Consider the following 6426-nt stretch of genomic DNA (forward strand, 5'->3'; position numbering starts at 1 on the left):
GTAGAAGAATTAACAGAAGATTCATTTAAGAGAGATATAGACATAGCTTTATTTTCAGCAGGTGGAAGTGTTAGTAAAAAGTTTGCTCCTATAGCAAGAGACAATGGTGTAATAGTAGTTGATAATTCTAGTGTATGGAGAATGGACAAAGATATACCACTAGTAGTTCCAGAAGTAAATCCTGAAGATATAAAGTGGAACAATGGTATAATAGCGAATCCAAACTGTTCTACAATTCAATCTGTAGTACCTCTTAAAGTACTTCATGAAGCTTTTAAAATAAAGAGAATAATATACTCAACTTACCAAGCTGTTTCAGGTTCTGGGATTGGTGGAATAATGGATTTAGAAAATGGAATAAATGGAGGAGAAAATCAAAAGTATCCTCATCAAATAGCATACAACTGTATTCCTCATATAGATGAATTTATGGAAAATCTATACACTAAGGAAGAAATAAAAATGATAGAAGAAACTAAAAAAATATTAAATGATCAGAATGTAAAAGTTACGGCTACTACAGTTAGAGTTCCTGTTAAATATGGTCATAGTGTATCTATGAATGTAGAATTTGAAAAGGAATTTGAATTAGCTAAAGTATATGAGCTGCTTGAAAATGTAGAGGGTATAGTAGTGGTGGATGATGTTAAAAATAATATATATCCAATGCCAATAGATGTAGAAGGAAAAGATGAAGTATACGTTGGAAGAATAAGAAGAGATTATAGTGTAGATAATGGAATTAATATGTGGGTAGTAGCTGACAATGTCAGAAAGGGAGCTGCTACTAATACAGTTCAAATAGCAGAGTTATTATTAAATTAGTAGAGTTATTATTAAATAATTTATAAATTGGAGGATTATATATATGAGTATATTTGTAGGTTCTGGTGTGGCACTAGTTACGCCTTTTAAAAATGATGGAGTAGATTTTGAAAAATTAAGAGAAATAATAGAATGGCATATAGAAAATGAAACAGATTCCATAATAATATGTGGAACAACTGGTGAATCAGCAACTATGAGTGATAAAGAGAGAAAAGAAGTTATAAAGTTCACTGTGGATGCAGTTAAAAAAAGAATACCTGTTATAGCAGGGAGTGGAAGTAATAATACAGCTTATTCAGTAGAATTAAGTAAGTATTGTCAAGAAGTTGGTGTTGATGGGTTATTAGTAGTAACGCCTTATTACAATAAAGCTACTGAATTAGGATTAATAAAACATTATGAAGCTATATCAAATAGTGTTGATTTACCAATAATACTTTATAGTGTTCCAGGAAGAACAGGAGTGAATTTATCACCTAGTACAGTAAAAAAACTTTCTCAGATAAAAAATGTAGTTGGAATAAAAGAAGCTAGTGGAGATATAAGTCAAGTTGCTGAAATAGCTAGATTATGTGGTGAAAACTTCTCTATATACAGTGGAAATGACGATATGGTAGTGCCGATATTATCATTAGGAGGTAAAGGTGTTATATCAGTTGTAGCTAATATATTACCAAAAGACACTCATGATATGGTTATTGAGTACCTAAATGGCAATATAATAGAATCAAGAAATCTACAATTAAGAATGAATGGACTTATAAATACTTTATTTATAGAAGTAAACCCTATACCTGTAAAAACAGCTATGAATTTAATGGGTATGGAGGCAGGAGAATTAAGATTACCACTTACTAATATGACTAATGAAAACTTAGAAATATTAAAAAGTGAGATGAACAGATATGGAATAAATACAGAGGAGAAATAGTATGTTAAGAATAGGAATAAGTGGATGCAATGGAGCTATGGGAAGGATTTTAACACAAGTTATAGGTAATATGGATGATGCACATATAGTTTTAGGTATAGATAGAAATACTAGTTTATATCATAATGATTATCCTGTATATGAAAGTGCATCAAAAATAGATATAAATTGTGATGTTATAATAGATTTCTCTAATCCCTCTAACTTAGAAGAGTTGTTAAAGTTTTGTGTAGAGAAAAAAATAGGTGCAGTTATAGCTACTACAGGACTTAATAAAGAGCAAGAAGAAAAAATACAGGAATCTTCTAAATATATACCTATATTTAAATCTTCAAATACATCATTAGGAATAAATGTACTTATAGATTTAGTTAAAAAAGCAGCTAAGGTATTAAGTGATACTTTTGATATAGAAATTATAGAAAAACATCATAATAAAAAGGTAGATGCACCTAGTGGAACAGCATATATGATAGCTAATGCTATGAATGAAGAGTTAAATAATTCTATGGAATATAACTATGGAAGAGAAGGAAACGACTCAAAAAGAAATGATAAAGAAATAGGAATTCACGCAGTTCGTGGAGGAACTATACCAGGAGAACATACTGTAATCTTTGCAGGTATGGATGAAATAATAGAAATTAAACATACAGCACTTTCTAAAAGTATATTTGCAGAAGGAGCAGTAAAAGCTGCAAAATACATTGCAAATAAAGAAGCTAAATTATATTGTATGGATAATTTAATAAATAACAACTAAGAAGGGACTAATAATATGAATACTAATGAAAATAATTTAAATGATAACAACCTTACGGACCCATATGCAATAGCAAGGTTCATAAAAGAAGCTAAAAAAAGCACACCTGTAAAGGTATACATAAAGGGAGAATTAGATAATGTAGATTTTCCTGATTGTAAAGTTTTTGGAGAAGATGGATTCAAAATTGTATTTGGACAACATAGTAATATAGAGAATGTTTTAAATTCAAATAAAGATAAAATAGAGTACTTTGAAATAGAAAATGATAGAAGAAATTCAGCTATACCGATGTTAGATATGAAAAATATAAAGGCAAGAATAGAACCTGGTGCAATAATAAGGGATAGAGTGAGTATAGGTGAAAATGCAGTTATAATGATGGGTGCAGTTATAAATATAGGTGCAGAAATAGGCGAAAATACTATGATAGATATGAATGCTGTTGTAGGAGCTAGAGGAACTATAGGTAAGAATGTTCACGTAGGAGCAGGAGCTGTAGTAGCAGGAGTATTAGAACCACCAAGTAAAACACCTGTAATAATAGAAGATAATGTTATGATAGGTGCAAATGCTGTTATACTTGAAGGTGTAAGAATAGGTAAAGGTGCAGTTGTTGCTGCTGGAGCTGTTGTAATCGATGATGTAGAAGCGGATACCGTTGTAGCAGGTACACCTGCTAGAGTTATAAAAGAAAAAGATGCAAAAACTGCAGACAAAGTAAAAATATTAGAAGACTTAAGATAGTATATCAAAGGTATATTAAGGCTCTTAGGAGAATTAATATACCTTTTCATTTTAGGAGGATAGTATGAAAAATTTACACGAGAAAGATAAAAGATATATATTAAATACTTATAATAGAAGTGATTTAATAATAAATAAAGGAGAAGGTTCGTATCTTTATGATATTGATGGAAACAAATATCTTGATATGTATAGTGGTATATCAGTAAATAATTTAGGTCACGATAAGGGAATTGTCGAAGCTATGATAAATCAAGCAGCAAAATATATGCATTTGTCTAATTACTTTGTGAGCGAACCTGTTGTTAATTTAGCAAAATTATTTGTGGAAAATACTTTTGCATCTAAGGTGTTTTTTACAAATTCAGGAACAGAATCAAATGAAGCTGCTATAAAATTATGTAGAAAATATGGAAAGCAATTTAGTGAGAATAAATATGAGTTATTATCTGCATATAATTCCTTCCATGGTAGAACTAATGGTGGATTATCACTTACAGGTCAAGAAAAATATCAAAAAGAATTCATGCCTCTTATACCAGGAGTTAGCTATTTTGAGTATAACAATATAGAATCGCTAAAGGAAAAAGTGAACGAAAATACTTGTGGTTTATTTTTAGAAATCATTCAAGGTGAAGGTGGAATAGTAGAAATATCACAAGAATTTATAGATGAGGTAGTAAAGCTATCTAAAGAATATAACTTCTTAGTAGTTATAGATGAAGTTCAAACAGGTATGGGAAGAACTGGCGATTTATTTGCTTATGAAAAATACAATTTTATACCTGATGTAGTAACTATATCTAAATCTGTAGGTGGAGGAATACCTTTAGGAGCTATGCTAGTTAGTGAAGGAGTAGAAGGGATTTTAAAGCCAGGAGACCACGGAAGTACATTTGGTGGAAATCCAGTATCTTGTGCATGTGGAGAATATATAATGGATAAGTTAGTTAACACTAATTTATGTGAAGAAGTAAAACAAAAAGGTGATTATTTAATAAGAGAATTAAATAATTTAAAAGAAAAATATCCTAATGTAATAAAAGAAGTAAGAGGTAGAGGGCTTATGATAGGTGTTGATGTTGGAGAATATGCAAACACTATAAAGCAAATAGCACAAGAGAAAAAAGTATTATTAAATTCTACAAGTAATACTATAATCAGGTTATTACCATCACTATATATAACTTATGATGAAATAAATGAATTTTTAACAATATTTAAAGAAATAATAGCATGTTGTAACGGCTAGTCAGTGGAGGAAAAATAATGATTCAATTTCAAAAATTTCAAGGTACAGGAAATGATTTTATAGTATTTAAAGTTAGTGATTTAAATACTATAAATTATAGTGAATTAGCAAAAAGAGTTTGTCACAGACACTTTGGAATTGGTGCAGATGGAATGATAGTAGTTGAAAAATCAGATGTAGCAGATGTAAAAATGTGTTTTTACAATGCAGATGGAAGTATAGCTACTATGTGCGGTAATGGGATAAGATGTTTTTCAAAATTTGTATATGAAAATAATATTGTAAATAATACTAAGTTTAATGTTGAAACTTTAGCTGGAATTATGAAGGTAGAAGTTATCGTAGAAGATAATAAAGTAAACTTCGTAAAGGTTAATTTAGGTAAACCATTATTTTCAAGCAAGGAGATACCAAAAGATATAGAAGGGGAGTACTATATTAATAAGGAAATTACCGTAGATAATGAGAAACTTAAAATTAGTTCATTAGTCATAGGAACTATTCATACTGTATTATTTGTGGAAGATTTTAATGGAATGGATTTTGAGAGAATTGGGAAAGTAATAGAAAATAATGAAATCTTTCCTATAAAAACAAATGTGAATTTCTGTAAGGTTATTGATAAAGAAAATATTGAGGTTTTAACTTGGGAAAAAGGAGTAGGTATTACTCTTGCTTGTGGAACAGGAGCGGCTGCATCCGCTATAATAAGTTCAATTATTTATAATTGCGGTAAAAAAATAAATGTAAAAGTAAAAGGTGGTAAGCTCCTTATAGAAGAAAAAGAAGGAGAGATATTTATGATAGGTCCTACAGAGCTTATATGCAAAGGAGAGTATAATTCTATATAGTGATAAATCAACTCCGATGTAGCGCCTATTCGGGCAATTGCCATTTTAGGGGATTAGTTACTATATACTGAATTTCAACACTATATTAAAACATAGAATATGATTGAAATAATTAATTGGATTTTGTGCAAAATAATAATAGTAAAGGATGCTTTTGATTTAAGATACGCTTTAAAGCAAATTAGTATATTAGTAGACATTTGAACTTCAGAAATACTAAGTATTGTAATTAAATTATATATTATTGTATAATTTAGCTTAAAGTATTAAGAATATTGAATTAATTACATTCAATATGAGGAGGATAAGAAATGGGTAGGTATGTGCCTGAGATTAAAGGAATGCTTAGAAGTTATATAATTGAGATTCCAGATGTAATAAGACAAGCGAGTGGTATAAAAATATTTGGAAAGGTATTAAAGTCTTTTATTTTCACAACTGATGTAGCTGTTATTAAAAATAATAACGCAGATGCGATAATGGCTGTATATCCTTTTACACCTCAGCCACTTATAACTCAAACTTTAGTATCGGCGGCAGATGTGCCGGTTTTTTGTGGTGTTGGTGGAGGTACTACAATGGGAAAGAGAGTGGCAAACTTAGCTTTAGATGCTGAGTTTAAGGGGGCGATGGGAGTTGTTGTCAATAGTCCTACATCAAATGAAGTTATAAGAAACATGAGAGATACTATCGATATACCTATTATAGTTACTGTTGTTTCAGAGTATGAGGATATAGAGGCTAGAATTAATGCTGGGACAACAATCCTTAATGTTTCAGGTGCAAGAAAAACTGCCTACATAGTGAAAAAAATAAGAGAAAAGTTCCCGGACTTTCCTATTATAGCAACAGGAGGGTCGACTGAGGAGACTATTATTGAAACAATAGAGGCTGGGGCTAATGCGATAACATATACGCCACCACCTATAGCTGATATATTTAGTGATACAATGCAGAGGTATAGACTTATGTATGAGAATGAATCAAATGATTAAAATAGACCTATCATACTATGTTGAATAAAAAAACTATTAGCAAGTTTAAATTGAGATAA

7 protein-coding genes are annotated in these 6426 nt (G+C 30.1%); all 7 read left to right on the forward strand.

Annotated elements, in window-relative coordinates; all coding sequences use genetic code 11:
• A partial coding sequence (locus VLM92_RS06665; RefSeq protein ID WP_325275568.1) for an aspartate-semialdehyde dehydrogenase occupies positions 1-825 on the forward strand: 825 nt, incomplete at its 5' end.
• Positions 826-868: 43 nt separating this feature from the next.
• Positions 869-1759, forward strand: a complete 891-nt coding sequence (dapA, locus tag VLM92_RS06670; RefSeq protein ID WP_325275569.1) for a 4-hydroxy-tetrahydrodipicolinate synthase — start codon at positions 869-871, stop codon at positions 1757-1759.
• 1 nt (position 1760) lies between these two features.
• Positions 1761-2522: a 4-hydroxy-tetrahydrodipicolinate reductase gene (gene dapB, locus VLM92_RS06675; protein ID WP_325275570.1), complete on the forward strand. Its 762-nt coding sequence runs from the start codon at positions 1761-1763 to the stop codon at positions 2520-2522.
• Between the two features lie 15 nt (positions 2523-2537).
• Complete coding sequence (dapD, locus tag VLM92_RS06680) at positions 2538-3269, forward strand: 2,3,4,5-tetrahydropyridine-2,6-dicarboxylate N-acetyltransferase (RefSeq protein ID WP_325275571.1); 732 nt, start codon at positions 2538-2540, stop codon at positions 3267-3269.
• 64 nt (positions 3270-3333) lie between these two features.
• Complete coding sequence (locus VLM92_RS06685; protein ID WP_325275572.1) at positions 3334-4521, forward strand: aspartate aminotransferase family protein; 1188 nt, start codon at positions 3334-3336, stop codon at positions 4519-4521.
• A gap of 17 nt (positions 4522-4538) precedes the next feature.
• Positions 4539-5372 carry a diaminopimelate epimerase gene (gene dapF / locus VLM92_RS06690; RefSeq protein ID WP_325275573.1) on the forward strand — a complete coding sequence of 278 codons (834 nt, stop codon included), beginning with the start codon at positions 4539-4541 and terminating at the stop codon, positions 5370-5372.
• A gap of 311 nt (positions 5373-5683) precedes the next feature.
• Positions 5684-6367: a hydrolase gene (locus tag VLM92_RS06695; protein WP_325275574.1), complete on the forward strand. Its 684-nt coding sequence runs from the start codon at positions 5684-5686 to the stop codon at positions 6365-6367.
• The last annotated feature ends 59 nt before the right edge of the window (positions 6368-6426 follow it).

Source organism: Romboutsia sp., from assembly GCF_035470145.1.
Classification (GTDB): Bacteria; Bacillota; Clostridia; order Peptostreptococcales; family Peptostreptococcaceae; genus Romboutsia_D.